Source organism: Ciceribacter sp. RN22 (assembly GCF_024054295.1).
Classification (GTDB): domain Bacteria; phylum Pseudomonadota; class Alphaproteobacteria; order Rhizobiales; family Rhizobiaceae; genus Allorhizobium; species Allorhizobium lividum.
Genome location: NZ_JAMXLD010000001.1, coordinates 1,689,310 through 1,704,169, shown reverse-complemented (window position 1 = coordinate 1,704,169; position 14,860 = coordinate 1,689,310). Strand labels below are relative to the sequence as shown.

The window sequence follows — 14,860 nt, the reverse complement described above, 5'->3', positions numbered from 1 at the left end:
GCCTACGGCTCCTCCACTTGTGTTCTGTCGTTCGCGATGACATGCCGCGCAAAGGCCGCCTGGCCGAGCGACAGGCCGCCGTCGCCGGCGGGCACCGCCTGCGGCAGGCAGGTTTCGATGCCGGCGGCCGAGAGCCTTGCGCGAAGGCCCTCTGCAAGCCTGCGGTTGGCGAGGCAGCCGCCGGAGAGCACGACGCGGTCGAGCCTCTCTGTCCTTGCGGTGGCGAGCGTCCATTCGGCAAGGCCGGCGATGAGCGTTGCATGGAAGAGGCTGGAAGCGGCCGCGCCCTTGAGCCCCTGCTCGGCCATCCGCACCAGCAGCGGCCGAAAATCCACGACGCCGTTCTCGATCCGGTAGCCCTCGGTATCCGCTTCCACCTCGTTGGCGAGAGCCTCGAACTCCATCGCAGCCTGCCCTTCGAAGGTCTGGACCATGCGAGCCCCGGCGATCGCCGCCGCCGCATCGAAGAGCCGGCCGAGGCTTGAGGTTTCGGCGACCCGCATGCCACCTTCCAGCAGGGCCACGAGCCGCGCGGCCTCCGGAACCCCGGCAAAGATTTCGCGGGCGAGATCGCCGCGTCCGGCCGCGACCAGCGCGCCGACGCCCATCCGCCAGGGTTCGCGCGCGGCCCGATCGCCGCCCGCAAGCGACAGCGTCGCCAGATGACCGAGGCGCCGCCAGCGGCAGCCGTCGAGCATCAAAAGTTCGCCGCCCCAGATGCCGCCATCGGCGCCGTAGCCGTGACCGTCGAGGGCAAGCCCGAGCAATGCGCCCTCCAGCCTGTGTTCGGCGGCGACCGCCGCGACATGGGCGACATGGTGCTGCACGCGCACCAGCGGCAGGCCGATATCTTCGGCGAGCCGGACCGACCGGAAATCCGGATGCAGGTCGCAGGCGGCATAGTCCGGGCGGATCGCCAGAATGCGGCAGAGATGTTCGACCGTCTCGCGCTGAAAACGCAGCGTCTCGGCATTGTCGAGCCCTCCCACATGCTGGGAGACGAAGGCCTCGCGGCCGCGGGTCAGGCAGACGGTGTTCTTGAGGTCCGCACCGAGCGCGATCACCGATGGTCCGTCGGACCCGAGGTTGACCGGTTCCGGCACGAAGCCGCGGGCGCGCCGCAGGAAGGCCGGGACACCGGCAACGACCTGCATCACCGAATCGTCCGCCCTGACGAGGATGTCGCGGTCATGGGTGACGATGAGGTCGGCGATCGTCGCGAGCCGGCGCTCCGCGTCCTCGTTGGTGGCCGCAAGCGGCTCGCCACCCGGATTGGCGCTGGTCGCGACCAGTGCGACCTGGGTTGTCGGTGATCGCCGCACCAGTTCATCAAACAGCAGGTGATGGACCGGCGCATAGGCGAGCATGACACCGATACGGGAAAGGCCGGGCGCAATCCCCGCCGGCAGCCTGCCCCGCCCCTCGACGAGCACCACGGGGCGGGCAGCACTCGACAACAGGCCCTCCTCCGCGGCGCTCGGATCGGCGAAGTGGCGCGCCGTCGCGATATCGCCGACCATCACCGCGAAGGGCTTTTCGTCGCGCGCCTTTCGTCGCCGCAGTTCGGCGATCGCGTCGGCGTTTTGCGCGTCGCACATCAGGTGGAAGCCGCCGATCCCCTTCAGCGCGACGATCCTGCCGCCGAGGAGCGCTGCGGCGATGTCTTCGATCCGGTGGCTGAGGCGCGGCCCGCAGGCCGGACAGGCGACAGGCTCGGCATGAAAGCGCCGGTTTTCCGGATCGCGGTAATCCGACGCGCAGGCCGGACACATGGAAAAGCCCGCCATCGATGTCTGCGCCCGGTCATAGGGTAGCGCCCGGGTGATGGTGTAGCGCGGGCCGCAATGGGTGCAGTTGACGAAAGCGTAGCCGAAAAAGCGGCTTTCCGGATCGCGCAGCTCCCGCAGGCACTCCGGACAGGTTGCGGCATCGGCGCCGATCCGCGTCGCTGCCTTGCCACCTCGGCTTTCCGCGATCACGAAGTCCGCGTCATGACCGAGCGGTCGCTCCTCGGCCTCCACCGCATCGATGCGGGCGAGCGCCGGTGCCTCCGCACGCAGAGCCGCACGAAAGTCCTCGACCGGCCCGCCCTCGACCTCGATCAGGACGCCTTCGCTGTCGTTCAGCACGAACCCCGAAAGCCCGTAACGACGGGCGAGCCCGAAGGCGAAGGGGCGGAAGCCAACGCCCTGCACGACGCCGCGCACCCGCAGGCGGAGCCTGCGCGGCGGCATCGAGCGGGAGGGGGCCGGGTTCCGCTGCAGCATGCTCAGCCTGCCTTCGCCAGTGCCCGGGTGACGGCCATGGCGGCGTTCGCCTCGAGCCACGAATAGAAGGCCGGCATGCCCTCGCCGGTCCTTGCCGAGACAACCAGCGTCTGCAGCCTCGGATTGACCCGGAGCGCATTCGCGATGCAGGCGCCGACATCGAAATCGACGTGCGGCAGCAGGTCGGCCTTGTTCAGGATCATCAGGTCGGCGGCAGCGAACATGTCGGGATATTTGAGCGGCTTATCCTCGCCTTCCGTGACCGAGAGCAGCACCACCTTGTGCGCCTCGCCGAGATCGAAGGCGGCGGGACAGACGAGATTCCCGACATTCTCGATGAAGAGCACGCTGTTCTTCGCCGGCGCGAGTTCCTCGACGGCATGGCCGACCATGTGCGCGTCGAGGTGACAGCCCTTGCCGGTATTGACCTGGATCGCCGGCGCGCCAGTCTCGCGGATGCGGGCGGCATCATTGGAGGTCTGCTGGTCGCCTTCGACGACACCGATCGCCAACCGTTCCCTGAGGTCGCTGATCGTGCGCACCAAAAGGCTCGTCTTGCCGGAGCCGGGGCTCGACACGAAGTTCAAGGCGAAGATGCCGTTGGCAGCGAAATAGGCCCGGTTTTCCGCGGCGAAGCCGTCGTTCTTCGACAGGATGTCTCGCTCGACCTGGATGATCCGCTCCTGGCTCATGCCCGGGACATGGACGCCGGCAATACCCTGGCCATAATGGATGACACCTTCGTCGCCGTGCTCATGCTGGTGCTCATGGTCGTGGGAATGCCCATCGCCATGCGGATGCGCGTGCGCGTGATGGTCATCATGGTCATGATGATGATCGTCGTGATGATGTCCGTGTCCGTGCCCGTGAGCATGGGCGTGACCTTTTTCGACAACGGGCTCCGTCCCGCAACCGCATACCGTGCACATCAGATCACCTCCAAATCCCTGATCTTCAATTCGTCGCCAGCCGTCATCTGCACATGATACTGCCCGCATTCCGGACAGGCCCCGAAGCGTTCCGCAAGAGGCACCGTCTTGCCGCAGTCGAGGCACCAACCCTCGCCCGCCACCCGGTTGATGCGAAGCTCCGCCTCTTCGGCGAGGCTGCCTCGGCGGATCGCTTCGTAGCAGAAGAGAAGTGCGTCGGGGTCGACGTGGCTCAGCACGCCGACGTCGAGGCGGATCACTTTCACCCCGACGGCGCCGGCCTTTTCTGCCGTTTCGCAGGCGATCTCCACCACGCTTTCCATCAGCGACATCTCATGCATGCACTGCGTCCTTCAGCCTGATTTCGAACGCCACGCACGGATCGAAGAGCGCCGCCAGCTGCGACACTCTCGTGCGCGCTGTCTCGCCCTCCCCGATACGGCTCGACAGTAACGTCTCGACGAAGGGCCCGGCGGGGTGAAAATTCCACTCCGTCGGAGCGAGCATGCGATAAGCCGAAAGCCTGCCGTCCGCGCCGATCTCCGCCTCGTGATAAAGCCTCCCCCGCGCGCACTCCACGGCGCCGAAGCCGGCATTGTTGGACAATTCTCCCGAGCGCATCAAGCCCGCAAGATCCCCTGTCTTTCCTTCCGCAAGCGCCCGCAACGCGTCGAGGCTCTCGCGGACGTCCTCAAGACGAGCGGAGAACCGGGCAGCAAGATACGGACCATGCGCGGGCAGGACATCGCCGAGCCGCGCATAGGCGCCGGTTTCGACCACCCGTCCGGCGAGATGCGGCCGCGTGCAGAAGCCGGCCTCCCGACGCATCAAGTCCACGACCGCGGGGTCCTCGTCCGGCGAGAGACCGTCCGGAGCCCGGTGCGGGAAACTATCGGCCCCCTGCAGTTCGGCGAGGATCGCGCCACACAGGGTGTCGGCAGATGGTGTTTCCGTCTTCGCCGCGCCCAGAGCGGCGGCGGCGTCTTCGAGCGTCGTCACGGATGCGGCCATCTCGGCGCCCCGTGCCGCACCGGCGATGATCGACTGCGACGCGGCAAGCGCCTTGCGCAGCGCGGGCGCTGCCTGTGCGGCAAAACGGGCGCCGGCATTCGTCGGCCATTGCATGACGAGGGCCCGCAGCGTCTCGAACACCCGCTCGGCGAGCACGCCCATGGCGAGATCCCGCCGCCTACCACCGTCCGGCACCGGCTCGCCTTTCGCCGCGGCGACGGCGAGCGTCGATGCCGTTGACTGGGCAAAGCCGCAGAGTGAGAAGAGCCGGCCGGCGAGCTGCGGCGCTTCCTGCGGATTTCGGCCGACGAACATCTGCGCCAGTCCCTGCGGACGATCGGCGGAAAGCGCGACCGCGCAGACCTGCCCGCGCGATACCGTCACGTCGATCCTGATCGAACCGGCACCGAGCGCAAACGTCATGGCTGCGCCTCCTCCCGGGAACCGAAGCGCCCCCGCAAAAGATCACGCCGATTGACGGCCGGTGCGGGCGGTGGCGGCTCGGTCAGCGCCTCGGGATCGAAGAAAGCGTTGGCGGCCTCGATGGCGGTCTCGATTGCCACTTCCATCGAGGAAAATTCGAGGACCGGCGAGAAGAGCGAACAGGCGTCGACCCGGCCGATACCCTCCAGCTCGCCGGCGATCAGTTCCACCTCGCCCGCGGGAAGGAAGGCGCGCACGGTCGTGCCGTTTGCTGCCGGCGGGCTTTCCACCCCGGGCAGATCGACGGCGAGCAGGTTCATGAACCAGGGCGTCACGACGACACCGAAGGCGCGGCCGCCCCAGGGGCGGAAACCGCAGCTTGCGACTTCGAGCGCGGCATTGCAGATCGGCACGTCGGCCATCGCCGTGTCGGCGATGACGCGATAGCGTGCCTCCAGCCGGCGCGCGAGCTCGGCCGCCTGCATCTCTGCCGTCTGCCGGTCCGCTTCAGCCTCCATCGCCGAGCCTCATGAACTTCTCCTGCGGGGCATCGCAGTTCGGGCAGCGCCAGTCCGGCGGCAGGTCGGCAAAGGCCGTGCCGATATCGATCTGCCAGACAGGATCGCCTTCGGCCGGATCGTAGACATGCCAGCAGATGCCGCATTCCATGCGGTCGGCAGCGTCCACCGTCTTGCGCTTGCCGAAATTCTCGAAGCCGCTCATTTGAAATAGGCCTCCTCGATCTCCCGCAGGCGGCTTTCCGAGTCGCGAAAATCCTCCTCCGCCGCAATCGCGACGGACGGCGTCCCGCCGATCTCCAGCGTGTCGAGGATGATCGTGTCCATGGCGTTGTAGAACTGCACCGACCACACATGACGGACACCGGTCGCAAGGATGCGGCAGGTGCCGTAGCCGCGGGAAGTCAGTTGCACCGGGCCGGGACCGAGCGTCTCCTGCAGGAAACCCATGTCGTCCGGGCTCATCGGCAACAGCGAGAAGGTGATCGTATGGGAGGTGTCGCCCTCGCGATGGCCCGCGACGCGCTCGCCGATCTCGTGCAGCACCGGCATGACGTTCATGGCGCCGGCCGGCGGCTCGCCGACGGCAAAGGTCGCCGGCAGAGCGGACGTCGCCTCGCGGACGGCCGCTGGAATCGCGGCGACCTCGATGTAGTCGGCGAGCAGAACTCCGTCAGCGCTCGTGAAACGGATGCGCCAGACGCCCGCCATCACGGCTTCCTGGATCTGCGCGAGAACGCCGTTCTGCAGCGCGACGACGCCCGCGACCTCACCTTCGCCGAGCGTCTGCGAGATGAGCTCGCGGTCGTCCTCCGGGAAATCGGTGATGTCGAAGAGCGTTCCAGGCTCATCCGCCTTCTTCGCCGCCAGCGCATCGGCGATCTTCGGCAGCAGCTCCGCGGTCCTGCGGCAACGGCGGATCATCTCCTCCGCACTCGCGGTCGCGAGATAGTTCAGCCTGCGGGTGGCGGTTGGCGGCTCCGCGTCGATCGGCATGACGGTCATCGCCGCATCCTCGCCCTCGGGGGCGACCCAAAACCCGGCCTTCATGCGCTTGCTCCCTTGCCTGAATAGTTGATTTCCACCTTCGGCCCCGCGGAAGGCGGGAGGGCCGGCGTGCCGGGCTGCAGCCAGCGGCCGATTTCCTCCATGTATTCCGACCAGTCGCGGATACGCGGCAACACGCCGAGCACCTCGTCACGACGTGTGACCACCAGGCTCGGCATCATTACGACGTGGAAGCGCGCCTTCAGCTTCTCCTCGGCGTCCCGGGCGACCACCGCGCCCTTGAGCCGGCCCTGGAAGCTCTGCAGGATCTCCGGCATGACCACCGCGACATCGTTGCTCTCGCTGCGCTGTGCCGGATCGCCGGTGAAAAACAACAGGCTATGCTCCGGCTCCGACGCCTCCTGCGCAAGGAAGGCATCGATCGACGTCTCGTCGACGACGGGCAATTTCATCCGCTCGCTCAAGGCGCGGACCAGAAATGACGGCATTCACTCCTCCCATGAACAGCGCGACCGAAGGTCTCCCATAACACTCAGCAAAGCACGTGCCAGTTGACCGAAAAGCCGCCTTCCATTGAATTGAAAGCGATTTTTCCACTTTGGCATACGCCGGAACGAACAAGGGCGGAAACTATGCTTCCGCCCTTGTCATTTTACTTTCCACTTCCCGACGAAGTGTCACCGCAGGTGTTCGGGCAGTTCCGGTTCGCGCGAAATCAGGTCTTCGAAGAGCGCCTCGAAGGGACGCCCGTCGACCGCTTCAGAGAGGCCGGTGAGCGCGTTGTCGATCGCACTCGCCTCCTCCGCTCCGAGCACCCGGATTGCCGAACCGAGATGGGTCAGCAGATGGGTGCCGGGCTCCTGGGCGCCGACGAGCATCAGCGAGACGCGATGCCGTTCGCCGTGGCGTTCGCAGATCGCCTCGAACTCGCCCGCCTCGACGACCCGCATGGGTATTCCGATGCACATCTGCCTTCTCCTGCTTCCTTTTTCTCGACCCGGAAACCCCCAGCCCCCGGATCGACTTTATGGCGGACCGATCAGCCGGCGAACAACGCAAGCCCCGCGACGGCGACGAGGCCGCCGGCCGCCCGGCGCAAAAGTCCCTCGGCGTTACCGAAGCGCGCCATGCCGAGGCCGAGGCCCGCGGCATGGAGAAGACCGGTCGCGAGCACGAATCCCGCGACATAGCCCCACTGGTTTGCCATGGCAGGCAGTTCCGCCCCGTGGGCGTGGCCGTGGAACAGCGCACAGGCGCCGACGAAGGCCGAGGCGAGCGGCGTCGGCACCCGGACATTCAGGAGGACGACAAGACCGATCGCCGCCACCGATGCAGCAATCAGCGTTTCCACCATCGGCAAGGCAATGCCGGCGATGCCGAGGAGCCCGCCAGCGACCATCACACCCATGAAGGAGAGCGGAACGAGGTATCGCGCCCGCCCGCCCAGACTCGCGGCCCAGAGGCCGACGCCGACCATCGCAAGCATGTGGTCGAGCCCGGTGAAGGGATGAGAGAAGCCGGCTTCGAAGCCGTGGCTGTGGAGGCCGACGCCGGTATGCGCCTCGGCGGTCGCAGGAAGCGCCGCCAGCACGAACAGAGCGAGTGTACGAAGTCTCTTCATTGTCGTTCCCCTAGAGGTTGGCGCCGGCGACGCGCGCGGTGCGCCGCTCGTAGCTTTCGAAATCGATGTCGTTTTCCAGGAGCGGCGGCACCGTCGCTCCCTCGGGACGCCGCGTGACCGCGACCCCCCAGCGTCCGAGAATGTCGACCGCCAGTTCGACGGCCGCGGGTATCACCGCCGCGACAGGTGCGGTCAGTGGACCGCCCCAGTCTTCGAGATCGACGGGCTGGCAGCCGATCAGGGCGAGCCGTTCGGGATACCGCCCCATCAGATCGGCGGCGCTCAGGACCTCCTGAAAGCCGGTCTGGTGCAGGCTCATCTTCTTTGCGCCGGTGAATTTCGGCACCTCGTCATCCTCCACCAGCTTCAGCGTCGACGGTTCCAGCCCGTAATCGATCGCGTCGAAGACGATCAGCCTGTCGTGCTCGTTGACGAACTGGACGAGATAGAGTCCCTGCGTGCCACCATCGAGCACGGTGACGTTCTCCGGCACCTCGAAGGCCCTGTGAAAGGCCTCCACCGCCCGGACGCCGAAGCCCTCGTCGGCCCACAGGATGTTGCCGATCCCGAGGACGAGGACCCTCGGCGCGGCTGTCGCGACCGCCTCCGCCATTCAGTCCTCCCTGTCCTTGAACATCCGCTCGCCGGAAATCATCGAGGAGATGATGCTCTGGCGGCTCATGATGTCCTCGCGGACGGCCACGTAGATATGGACCATCACGAAGAGCAGGATCACCCACATGCCGAGGTGGTGCCAGGTGTGCAGATCCTGGCTGTTCGGGAAGATCGAGAATACCCAGCCGAAGAGCGCATATTCCCAGCTGTCACGCCCGGCGCCTTCGCTGTAGAGGGCGAACCCGGTCACCACCATGAAGACGAGCGGCAGGGTGAAGACGAGAAACATCGTGAACTGCGCCAGCGGATTATGGCCGACATACTTCTTCGGTTTGGAGGTGAGGAACGTGTACCACTTCACCTCGTGCCACCATTCCTTCCAGTACTGCCCCTTCCAGAAGGGCACGTAGAAGATCTGGCGGGCATGCACGTTGCCGACGAAGGCCCAATAGATCCTGAGGAGCAGGAACACGGCGAGCACCTGTCCGGCAGCGAAATGGGTAAAGCGGATATAGCCCATCAGGAAGTTCGCACTCGCCTCCCCCGGCACCGCCGGGAGAGGTGAACCGATGAAATAGCCCGTCAGCGCCAGCGTGAAGATCGCGAAGGCGTTGACCCAGTGCCAGATGCGCACCGGCGCTTCATAGACATAGACGCTCTGGCGCTCCACGGCGGTCTCGCCGTGGGAGTCCGAGGCGGTGAGGGATTCTTGCATGGTCATTGCCGATCCCCCTCAACGCACCTGGACCTTCGCCATTTCCTGACCGTCCGGGCTCATCACATGCGTGGAGCATGCAAGGCACGGATCGAAGGAATGGATGGTCCTCAGGATTTCCAGCGGCTGGGCGGGATCGGACATCGGCGTATCCATCAGCGAGGCTTCGAACGCACCGATATTGCCCTGCGGGTCGCGCGGACTGCCGTTCCAGGTGGTCGGCACGACGCACTGGTAGTTCTCGATCTTGCCGTCCTTGATCTTGATCCAGTGCGCGAGTGCGCCGCGCGGAGCCTCGGTGAAACCGACGCCCTTCACTTCCGAAGGCCAGGTTTCCGGCTTCCACTTGTCGACGAAGGCGGTGGCGCTGTCGCCGTTCTTGATATTGGCGATCAGCTTGTTGTGGAAGTGGCGCATCTGGTATCCCGCCCATTGCGATTCGAGCGCGCGCGCCGCTGTCCGGCCGAGCGTCGAGAAGAGCGCCGAGGTCGGCAGGCCCAGATCCGTCAGCACCTTGTCGACGGGATCCTTGAACTCCGCCTTGTTCTGGGCGTAGCCGACGATCCAGCGCGCGAGCGGGCCGACTTCCATGGCATTGCCGCGCCAGCGCGGGGCCTTGATCCAGGAGTATTTGCCGGCCTCGTCGAGCTCCTCAATGTTGGTCTTGGTGCCCTTGGCATTCGGGCCGAGCTCGTAATGCGGCTCGGTAACCCCATCCCAGGGGTGAAGCCCCTTGCTTTCGTCCGGATACTTGTACCAGGAGTGCGTGACATATTCCTGGATCTGCTCCGGATCGGCGTGATCGACCGGGAAAACTTCCGCAAGATTGCCGTTGATGATCGCGCCACGCGGCAGTTTCAGGCTCGCCTCGCTGTAATCGTTGGCATGTTCCGGCACGTCGCCATAGGCGAGCACGTTCTTGCCCGAAAGCCCGCCGCCATAGAGCCAGTCCTTGTAGAAGGAGCCGATCGCCATGATGTCGGGGATATAGACCTTGTCGTTGAACTCGATGAGCTGGTCGATGATCGAGGTGACGTAGTTCAGCCGCTCCATGTTGATCGCGCCCACGGCACCGGTGCCGTCGACGTTGATCGGGCACGGCACGCCGCCCACCAGCCAGTTCGGATGCGGGTTCTTGCCGCCGAAGATCGTATGGATCTTGACGATCTCCTTCTGGAAGTCGAGCGCCTCCAGATAGTGGGCGACCGCCATCAGGTTCGCTTCCGGCGGCAGCTTGTAGGAGGCATTGCCCCAATAGCCGTTCTTGAACGGGCCGAGCTGACCGGATTCGACGAACTTCTTGAGCCGCCCCTGAATATCCTTGAAGTAGCCGGGCGAAGAAAGCGGCCAGTCGGAGACGGACTGCGCAAGCGCCGATGTCGCCTTCGGGTCGGCAGAGAGCGCCGAGACGACGTCGACCCAGTCGAGTGCATGCAGGTGGTAGAAGTGCACGATGTGGTCATGCACCTGCAGCGCCAGCTGCATGAGATTGCGGATCGAGTTGGCATTCTCCGGAATGCTGATGCCGAGCGCGTTCTCCACCGCGCGCACCGAGGTGAGCGCATGGGTGCCGGTGCACACGCCGCAGATCCGTTCGGTGAAGGCCCAGGCGTCGCGCGGATCGCGATTCCTGAGGATCACCTCGATGCCGCGCCACATCGTCCCGGTCGAGACGGCGTTGCGGATGACGTTGTTTTCGTCGACGTTCACCTCCACACGCATGTGACCTTCGATGCGGGTGACCGGGTCGACGACGATGCGCTTTCCGGAATTGTCGAGCGTGAAACCGTTTGGCGTCTGGATTGTCATGGATGATACCCCTCCCCGTTATGCGTCGGTCTTTTCGCGGTTCTTGGCGGTGACCCGCTTGACCGCGGTGATGCCGGCATGGGCGGCGATCGCCACACCGACGACGCCGGCCGCCGTCTTGCCGATCTGGTCGGCATTGGCTTCGACGCCGAACTGGTTGATCGTGGTCAGGCGGTCGTAGAAGCTGCCCTTGTCCCAGAAGCCCTCTTCCGAGCAGCCGATGCAGCCGTGGCCGGACTGGATCGGGAAGGAGACACCGTTGTTCCAGCGCACCGTCGAGCAGGCGTTGTAGGTCGTCGGGCCCTTGCAACCCATCTTGTAGAGACAGTAGCCCTTGCGCGCGCCCTCATCGTCCCACTCCTCGACGAACTGGCCGGCGTCGAAATGCGGACGGCGGTAGCACTTGTCGTGGATGCGCTGCGAGTAGAACATCTTCGGACGGCCCTGCCGGTCGAGTTCCGGAAGCTTGCCGAAGGTGGTGATGAAGGTGACGACGCCGGTCATCACCTCGGCGATGGGAGGACAGCCCGGCACCTTGATAATCGGCTTGTCACGGATGACCTTGTCGATCGGGGTCGCCTGCGTCGGGTTGGGCTTGGCCGCCTGCACGCATCCCCACGAGGCGCAGGCGCCCCAGGCGATGATCGCCATCGCATCCTCGGCCATCCACTTCAGTTTCTCGACGAAGGGCTTGCCGCCGTCGATGCAGAACATTCCGTCCTCGTTGAGCGGAGGATTGCCCTCGACGGCGAGGATATACTTGCCCTTGTACTTCTCCTTGGTCTCTTCGAGGATCGCCTCGGCCTGGTGGCCGGCGGCCGCCATGATCGTGTCGTCGTAGTCGAGCGAGATCATCGACAGCACGACGTCCTTAACGAGCGGATGGGCCGAGCGGATGAAACTCTCCGAACAGCAGGTGCATTCCAGACCGTGCATCCAGATCACCGGCACACGCTCCTTGGTCTCCAGCGCCTCCTCCATCGCCCTGGCGCCCGACGGACCGAATCCGAGGCTTGCCGCGGTCAGCGAGCAGAACTTCGTGAAGCTCCTGCGCGTGATGCCCTGGCGGCGTATGACATCATAGAAGGTTTCCGTTGCGGCCATTGATCTCCTCCAGCCTTCCTACCCGAGCGGCCCGTCGCGGAACTGCGACCCGCACCGCATCCTTTTCGTGAAGCTGCGCCGGGCTTGGAGCCTTGGGAGCCCACTTGCCAGCACATACCCGCTGCAGAACAAGGGCGGGCTACGGACTCTGAGGGCAGCAAGAAGCAGACCAGATCGGCGCTCTTCGAGAGAGCTTGATCCATCGAACTGAAATCATTGGAGATTCTTTACTTTTCCCGACGCGAGCAACATGCTCCTTGCGTCCACCCTCGTCGACAGGTGCTCACTGGCTTGTCAACAGTGGAAAGCCACTGACCGGCCCTGACGAATATCAATGGGCGGTGCAGACCATGCAGGGGTCGAAGGAGCGGATGACATGCTGGAGGGCAGCCGACTTCGCGCCGAGCCCACCAGTGTCGAGCCCGGCGAGCGCGCTTTCGAGCGGTCCCGGCACGCCGGCGGCATCGCGCGGAGAGAAGTTCCAGGTGGTGGGTGCGATGATCTGGTAATGGCTGATGCGGCCTTCGCTGAGGCCGACCCAGTGGCCGAGCGCACCGCGGGCCGCCTCGACCAACCCGGCCGCCGCCGCATCGTCCGGCAGCGCAAAATGGGCGCAGAACTCTTCCTTCAGCCGCAATTGCCGGCACCAGCCCTGGCTCGCGTGCACGAGGATCGCCGCCTCGAGGAGCCGCGCGACAATCCGCGTCCGCACAGAGGTTGCGCCGCCCTCGGCAATCAGCGCGGTGATCAACGGATGGCCGGAGACGGCAAGACGGGCTGCTGCGCCGACCTCGGCCGGCCTGCCGGAAAGCCGCGGCGCCTTGGCCCAGGAGTAGGCATTCGCCTTTTCAGCCGACGGCAGCGTCTCAGCGAGCGCAGGATCGGTACTGGTCGGCGCAAACCATGCGCAGGTCGCGTCCTCGGAAATCGCCGCGACATCCAGCTGAGCGACCGTGCCGTCCGCCGATGCGACGCCGCGTTTGAAATAGGAGTCGTTCGCCTCGTGATAAGCTCCGAAGGACAACAGCGGGCTCGCCCCCCTTCCCATGCTCCCGAGGCCGAGATCGGCGGCAATCGTCAGGAAGAACGGGAAATCGCCCCGCGCCCGCTCGGCATAGTTCGAAAGCTCCTCCGGAGTCTCCATCGCAAGTATTTCGTCGAGCGGGTCGCCGAACACGGTCTCCTCCAGGAAGACCTGGAGTTCGCCGAGAATGGCGGCAAGCTGTACCCTTTCGCCGACGTCGATCGCCCGCGTCGTGCCACCCGGCTGGAAAGCGAGCGAATGCGGCCACTTGCCGGCGATGATCCCCATCACCTCGAGAAGGCGCCGGCGGCGCGGCAGGAAGGCAGCGGAGCCGCTGCCGCTCGCTGCCTTGAAGCGACCGGCAGCGTTCTCGAACCACGGCCGTCCGGCATATTCGGCGCGAGCGAAATCCGGCATGAAGAAGAGATAGAAATGAGTCAGATGATCGGCGATGTTTTCCGCCGCATGGGCGATATTGGCGGCAATATAGCCATTCGGCGCGGCAAGGCCGCCGGCAAGATTGCGCAGCGCGGTCGCCGCGGCAATCGACTGCGACACCGAACAGATGCCGCAGATACGCGGCGCGATCACCAGCGCGTCGAGGCCCGGGCACCCGGAAAGTAGTTGCTCGAAGCCGCGATAGAGCGTCGTCGTCACCTCGGCCCGGGCGATGACGCCGTCCTGGATGTCGAGCGCGACTTCGAGGTCACCCTCGACACGGTTGAAGGGGCCGGCGATCACACGCGTCATTCGTCGTGCCCACCCGCCCGTCGCGGATCGCGGACCACCCGGTCCGAGGTCGCATTCTGCCGGACACGGTCCGGTGTTGCCGACTTCGAGAGCGCGGCGAGCGCCACGAACCACGCCTTCGGCATATCGAGCGGCAGGCCGACGGGAATGCCGCCCACCTTCGGCGTTCTCAGGAAATCCTCCGTCTGCTCGAAAGCCGGCGACGTACAGGCCACACACGAGAAGCCGCCATGCGTACAGGAACCGCCACCGTTCCATGCGCGTTGGTTGCAGTCGCCGACGGCCTGTGTCGCCTTGCAGCCGAGATGTTCCATCAGGCAGCCGAGATCGGAGAGCTTTTCGGCGCTTGCCTTGAACTCGTAGTATTCGTTGCGCTCGCAGCCGTGATGGGCAAGCGTCTTCGCAAAGAACTTCGGCCGGCCGAGGCGGTCGAGATCGCTTTCGTCGAAATCGCCCATCTGAAGCGCCGCCAGCGTCTCCATGATCCAGCCCGGATGCGGCGCACAGCCGGCGACATTGATCACCGGCAGGCCCGAGCGTGCACGGAAATCGGGCCCCAGCACACCGCCCGAAATCGAACCTTCGTATTGCAGGCCGGATGCTTCCGCGGGATCCGGTTGCGCGGCATGGACGCCGCCATAGGAGGCGCAGGTACCGACGGCGATGCAGTAGTCGGCAAGCGGCGCCAGTTCCCGGACCCAGGAGAGCATGGTGCGGCCGGTGCCGGCGAACCGGTTGTAAAGCCCGCTGCCGTTCGGGCCGCGCAGGATCGAACCCTCGATACAGAGAAAGTCGAGCGGCATGCGTCCCGCCGCAACGTCACCGAGGATCGCGATCGCCTCCTCGCCGCTCTCCTCGCTGAGGGAGGGATGCCAGAGGAGGTCGATGCCGAAATTCTGCAGCTCGCGCACCCAGCCGCGCGCGCCATGGTCGAGAACCGACATGGTGCAGCCACCGCAGCTTCCGGCCTGCAGCCACAGGAGATTGGTCATTCGGATGCGCCGCCCTGCTCTTCTCGCGATCCGCCATGTTTGACACCTCGTCCGCGGCCGGTCAACGGGACGGC

Annotated in this window: 16 protein-coding genes; all 16 read right to left on the bottom strand. The window is 65.5% G+C overall.

Translation table 11 applies throughout. The features are described 5' to 3' along the window. Positions 1–2: 2 nt before the first annotated feature. Positions 3–2,267, bottom strand: coding sequence for a carbamoyltransferase HypF (gene hypF / locus NHF53_RS08445; protein ID WP_252833819.1), 2,265 nt, complete (start codon positions 2,265–2,267; stop codon positions 3–5). 2 nt (positions 2,268–2,269) lie between these two features. Further along, positions 2,270–3,196: a hydrogenase nickel incorporation protein HypB gene (hypB, locus tag NHF53_RS08440; RefSeq protein ID WP_252833818.1), complete on the bottom strand. Its 927-nt coding sequence runs from the start codon at positions 3,194–3,196 to the stop codon at positions 2,270–2,272. Further along, entirely contained in the window at positions 3,196–3,537 is a 342-nt protein-coding gene (hypA, locus tag NHF53_RS08435; protein ID WP_252833817.1) for a hydrogenase maturation nickel metallochaperone HypA, read from the bottom strand. The genes hypB and hypA overlap by 1 nt, the downstream gene beginning before the upstream one ends. Further along, positions 3,530–4,630, bottom strand: a complete 1,101-nt coding sequence (locus NHF53_RS08430) for a nickel-dependent hydrogenase large subunit (RefSeq protein ID WP_252833816.1) — start codon at positions 4,628–4,630, stop codon at positions 3,530–3,532. Before NHF53_RS08430 ends, hypA begins: the two co-directional genes overlap by 8 nt. Continuing rightward, on the bottom strand, positions 4,627–5,148 hold the full coding sequence (hybE, locus tag NHF53_RS08425) for a [NiFe]-hydrogenase assembly chaperone HybE (RefSeq protein WP_252833815.1): 522 nt from the start codon (positions 5,146–5,148) through the stop codon (positions 4,627–4,629). Before hybE ends, NHF53_RS08430 begins: the two co-directional genes overlap by 4 nt. Beyond that, on the bottom strand, positions 5,138–5,353 hold the full coding sequence (locus NHF53_RS08420) for a rubredoxin (RefSeq protein WP_252833814.1): 216 nt from the start codon (positions 5,351–5,353) through the stop codon (positions 5,138–5,140). The genes hybE and NHF53_RS08420 overlap by 11 nt, the downstream gene beginning before the upstream one ends. Beyond that, on the bottom strand, positions 5,350–6,198 hold the full coding sequence (locus tag NHF53_RS08415) for a hydrogenase expression/formation protein (protein WP_252833813.1): 849 nt from the start codon (positions 6,196–6,198) through the stop codon (positions 5,350–5,352). The genes NHF53_RS08420 and NHF53_RS08415 overlap by 4 nt, the downstream gene beginning before the upstream one ends. After that, positions 6,195–6,644, bottom strand: coding sequence for a hydrogenase accessory protein (locus tag NHF53_RS08410; RefSeq protein WP_252833812.1), 450 nt, complete (start codon positions 6,642–6,644; stop codon positions 6,195–6,197). Before NHF53_RS08410 ends, NHF53_RS08415 begins: the two co-directional genes overlap by 4 nt. 189 nt (positions 6,645–6,833) lie before the next feature. Beyond that, entirely contained in the window at positions 6,834–7,124 is a 291-nt protein-coding gene (hypC, locus tag NHF53_RS08405) for a HypC/HybG/HupF family hydrogenase formation chaperone (protein WP_252833811.1), read from the bottom strand. 71 nt (positions 7,125–7,195) lie between these two features. Then, positions 7,196–7,777: a HupE/UreJ family protein gene (locus NHF53_RS08400; RefSeq protein WP_252833810.1), complete on the bottom strand. Its 582-nt coding sequence runs from the start codon at positions 7,775–7,777 to the stop codon at positions 7,196–7,198. 10 nt (positions 7,778–7,787) lie between these two features. Then, entirely contained in the window at positions 7,788–8,390 is a 603-nt protein-coding gene (locus NHF53_RS08395) for a HyaD/HybD family hydrogenase maturation endopeptidase (RefSeq protein ID WP_252833809.1), read from the bottom strand. Beyond that, on the bottom strand, positions 8,391–9,113 hold the full coding sequence (gene cybH / locus NHF53_RS08390; protein ID WP_252833808.1) for a Ni/Fe-hydrogenase, b-type cytochrome subunit: 723 nt from the start codon (positions 9,111–9,113) through the stop codon (positions 8,391–8,393). Positions 9,114–9,125: 12 nt separating this feature from the next. Continuing rightward, the gene (locus tag NHF53_RS08385) at positions 9,126–10,916 is read right to left on the bottom strand and encodes a nickel-dependent hydrogenase large subunit (RefSeq protein WP_252833807.1); all 1,791 of its coding nucleotides are present in this window, start codon (positions 10,914–10,916) and stop codon (positions 9,126–9,128) included. An 18-nt stretch (positions 10,917–10,934) separates the two neighbouring features. Continuing rightward, positions 10,935–12,020: a hydrogenase small subunit gene (locus tag NHF53_RS08380; protein WP_114363096.1), complete on the bottom strand. Its 1,086-nt coding sequence runs from the start codon at positions 12,018–12,020 to the stop codon at positions 10,935–10,937. 331 nt (positions 12,021–12,351) lie between these two features. Beyond that, complete coding sequence (locus NHF53_RS08375; protein ID WP_252833806.1) at positions 12,352–13,794, bottom strand: nickel-dependent hydrogenase large subunit; 1,443 nt, start codon at positions 13,792–13,794, stop codon at positions 12,352–12,354. Then, complete coding sequence (locus NHF53_RS08370) at positions 13,791–14,786, bottom strand: HupU protein (protein WP_252833805.1); 996 nt, start codon at positions 14,784–14,786, stop codon at positions 13,791–13,793. Before NHF53_RS08370 ends, NHF53_RS08375 begins: the two co-directional genes overlap by 4 nt. Between the last annotated feature and the right edge of the window lie 74 nt (positions 14,787–14,860).